This is a genomic window from Algoriphagus sp., assembly GCF_024642405.1.
Taxonomy (GTDB): domain Bacteria; phylum Bacteroidota; class Bacteroidia; order Cytophagales; family Cyclobacteriaceae; genus Algoriphagus.
In genome coordinates this window covers 1-4,545 of the sequence record NZ_JAHEBC010000314.1, presented here as the reverse complement: position 1 = coordinate 4,545, position 4,545 = coordinate 1, and the positions used below count along the sequence as shown (strand labels likewise).

General features: G+C 38.3%; 1 protein-coding gene. It reads left to right on the top strand.

Annotated features, from left to right (window positions below):
• Nucleotides 1–4,545, top strand: a 4,545-nt coding sequence (locus Q0L68_RS16830; RefSeq protein ID WP_296705380.1) for a DUF6603 domain-containing protein, incomplete at both ends; no start/stop codon positions are given.

Genomic DNA, 4,545 nt, shown 5'->3' with positions numbered 1-4,545 from the left:
TGGGAAGGAAACTTAGGAATTCCTTTTTTTTCAAATGGGCAGCTTGACTTCAGTGTTGAATTTGAAGATGCGCAGACTGATAGACTTAAAATAGATGTAAGCAACCTAGGAAATCAATCTCTTTCTCATGGTGGATTTGAATTGAATCTGCAGCAGTATGAAATGCTTTATGAGAATGAGCAATTACAGGATATTACTGGAAATGGGGAATTAACAATTCCAGAGATTAGTTCTGGAACACCAATTCAAATTGGATTACAATTTAACCGGGTTAATCAAAATGAAAATCTAACCATTTCGGCAAATAATTTTGGGCTTCCCGAAGTTGCTGGTTGTAAGGTTGATTTTTCACAGATTCAATTCAAATTTACTAATGGTGCATTTACAAGCAGTCTTATTAAAGGTAAAATCAAATTACCTGATACCACTGATGGAGCAGGAATCTCCTTTGATTTAGCTATTGGGAACCAGGGAAATGATTATACCCTCGAATTGACTGGTAATCCCCAAGACAATATTCTGAACTTTGGTCCTATTATTCTGGAAGTTAATTCATTTGAATTAGCCGTTGTCAATAATCAGTTGGATAGTATCAATGGAGCCGGTCAATTACAACTACCAGGTTTAAGTCAGCCTTTTGGGTTTACTTTTGATGCTACTGTAAATGGAGATAATTCCCAGTATGCTATCCAAATAAATAATGTCAATGCAGAAATAGGAGGTTTTAATCTCTCCTTTACCCAGATCAACTTATCCAGTCAAAAGGGACAGCAGTTTTCTGCGAGTGCGTCAGGAAGCTTGACCTTGCCCGTTTTTGACGATGGAGGGAGTTTGAATTTTGCAGTTTCATTTGACAGAAATGAAAACTACCAAATTGCAGTAAACAGCGGATCTCAATTTGTTAGGTTTGGTGATTTTGAGCTAAATCAGGTACAGATTGCTTTAAATGTTCAAGCTGGGGTATTACAGGATTTTTCGGGAACTGCTTCTCTGCAAATCCCAGGGTTTAATTCTGTAAGTTCTGTTTCATTAACCTATTCACGAGTCCAAAATAGATATGAGGTAAATCTTCAAAATCCCCTAGATGTGGATTTATTTGGAGGGGAACTTCAAATGGCTTCATTACAATTTGTGATTAGCAATGGAGCTTTCCAAAGTGGAGAAGCAATTGGGGTATTCAAATTACCTGATGCTACTGGAGGAGCAGGAATTCAATACGAGATGTCTGTAGGAAATACTGGGCAGGATTATTCGCTTGAATTGACCGGAACTCCAGATCAAAACACGATTGAATTTGGGCCAGTCATATTACAATTTCAAAGTTTTAGCCTGACCGTTCAAAATGGAAATCTTCAATCTTTATCTGGAGCTGGATCATTACAGCTTCCTGGGCTGAGTCAACCTTTTAATTTTAATATTTCTGTTGATACATCAGGGGCTGATCCTGTTTATGTGATAGAATTGACTGATGTAACAGCCGATCTTGATAGTTTCAATCTCCATTTTGATCAAATTAGAATTGAAAGTAAGGAGAATCAAAACTTTTCTGCAGATGTCAATGGTCAAGTAACCTTACCGGTATTTGATGGGACTCCTCTGGATTTTGATGTTGCCATAGCAAGATCTAATAGTTATTCAATTGCAATAGATGGTTCAGGTCAAAGTTCAAACTTTGGGATGTTTGTTCTATCAGATGTAGTGTTTAGCATTTCAGTAGATAATGGAAGTGTGCAGAATGCCAATGGATCAGCTAGTTTTCATATTCCTGAACTGACCCAAGCCAACCAACCGTTTAGCGTAGCAGTTAATTATTCCAAGAATGGAAATGAGGATTTTTCAATCTCTGCAACAAATCTTCCTCCGGTAGATTTAGCAATATTTACTTTAAATATTACCACACTTGCATTTTTAATCCGGAATGGAAGTTTTGAATCGGGAGATCTGGTCGGATCTATAAATATGCCCTTCTTCACCAATGGTGGAGGACTTAATTTTACTTTTTCAGTGGCCAATGGAGGGAATAGTTATACGATTCTGATTTCATCTACCGGGACACTCGAAGGAAATGGATTAGAAGTAAAAGATATTAATCTAAGTGTAATTGTTTCAAACGGAAGTATGCAGTCGATTTCTGGATCTTCCAAGTTCAAGTTGCCGGGAGGTGATGACTTTATAGATGTTGCTATTTCATATGACAGTCCTCAAAATAAGCTAAGTTTTTCCGCAAGTCCTTTACCAACTTTTGCTATTGGAGGGCTGACTTTTGATTTCTCCCAATTTGGATTTGCAATTCAAAATGGAAATCTAACGGATGCTGTATTTGCCGGAAATTTGACTATCCCGGCTTGCGATGATGGAAATAATTCTTTGGCATTTAATTTCCAATTGGCGAACGGGAATGATTATACGATTCAGGCAAACCCTGGCGGCAATAAAACCGAATTAAAGCTTGGGGATGTCAGCCTGTTTATAGAAGAGTTTGACCTAAGAATTCTCAATGGGGACCTGGAAAGTATCTCTGCAGAAGCTGCATTAGGTTTTTCAGGTTTTGAACAAGAAGATGGTTCTGGGCCTGCAGAAATCGGTATAGGCTTTCAATACACAAAAGCAACCCAAGAGTATAGCATATCGATTTCGCAAGATCAAAAAATAAAAATCGGTGGTTTCGCATTTACTATAAAAGAACTTCAAATCACATTTACGCCTGATAGTTTAGAGTATCCATTCTCTTTTGAAGGCGAACTTGAAATCCCCGGATTAAAAGATGAATCTGATCAGCAAGCTAAGATTGAAGTAAGTTTTAATGTTCCCTCAGAGGGTAACTTCTCTGCCTCCATTGGCAGTAGCGCTGTATTTAATATAGGCTCTGTAAAAATTACGGTTTCTGAAATTTCAGTAACCAAAAACGGTGAAGAAATAACTATAGCTCTTAAAGGCCAACTTGAGTTAGAAGGCTTTAATGGCATGGGTGGGGAACCTACTTCCATTGCCGTAGATATTGAAATAGATAACCAAGGAGCATTCCATGTGATTGGGGAGGTAGTGCCAAGTACAAATGCCCTGAAGGTTTTAGATATTCCTAGTGTCGCAAGGATTTATCTAAGCAAAATCGGCTTAAGCAGAACAGCTTCAAATGACTGGGATTTTATTTTGGGAGGATTGATTGAAAACCAGATTGTTATTCCGGGAATGGATAATCTGCTACCTAGCCAGATTAATTTAAAAGATCTCCAATTTGGTAGTTCATTTGATATCGATTTAGATGTCAGATGGCCATCTGGATTAAGTGTTTCTTTTGGAGGGGCTCAAAGTGAAGCATTAATTCCGGTGAATGGTAAATTTGGAAATGCTGTAAGTCTCGATGCAATAAAAATTTCCTTTAAAAACAATGGAGCTTCCGGCGCAGACCTTGGATTGACATTTTCTGGAGCTAATATCACTTTAGGGCCTGTTTCTGCCTCTGTGGAAGGATTAGGTATTGAAGCAAAATTAACTAAAGCTACTTTTAACAATGGAGTTCCTCAAGGAAACTCAAATTTTGGTGTTGTCAACATTGATATAAAATTCCTACCACCAACAGGATTGGGAGTTTCTTTGGATACACCTGTGTTTACAGGCGGCGGTTATCTGTTTTTTGACAAAGATAAGGGTGAATATGCTGGGGCAATAGAGCTTTCATTTATGAATCTCTTTGCTGTTTCAGCGATAGGAATTATTAATAGTAAAATGCCAGACGGAAAGCCTGGCACCTCAGTATTATTCATTGTTTCTGTAGAATTTGGTACAGGTATAGCGCTAGGCTTTGGATTTTTTATCTCTGGTTTGGGTGGTATTTTAGGTATTCACCGAACTATCCAAGTGGAAAGGCTTAGAGATGGGGTTCGAAATGGAACCATCCAAAATATTCTTTTCCCGAAAGATATAATTGCCAACATCAATAAGATTCTCACAGATATTAAGGAAGTTTTTCCCGTCAAAAGGGATCAATTTGTCTTAGGCCCTATGGCGGCAATTACCTGGGGAGTACCAACAATTTTGCGAGTTGATTTAGGGATTGCAATTGAGTTTGCCAATCCTGTTCGATTTGGAATCCTTGGAGTCTTACGGGTGATCTTGCCCGACGAAAATGCAGCATTGATTAAGATACAAGTTGCTTTCTTGGGAATGATTGACTTTGAAAAAGGCATGTTGAGCTTTGACGCTAGCCTTTTTGATTCTAAAGTGTTGACTTTCGGGCTAGAAGGGGACATGGTTCTAAGAATAAGTTGGGGTGAAAAACCAGATTTTGTCCTTTCAGTTGGTGGATTTCATCCACGATTCGATCCACCTACCCATTTGCAAATACCGACAATGAAGAGGTTAACTCTGAAAATTCTTTCAGGAAACCCTCGGTTAACGCTTACCTGCTATTTTGCTGTTACTTCCAATACCGTACAGTTTGGGGCAGGAATAGATTTCTATTTTGGAGTAGCAGGATTTAAAGTCGTTGGTGAATTTGGGTTTGATGTCCTGTTTCAGTTTTCTCCATTTCTATTTATTGCCGAT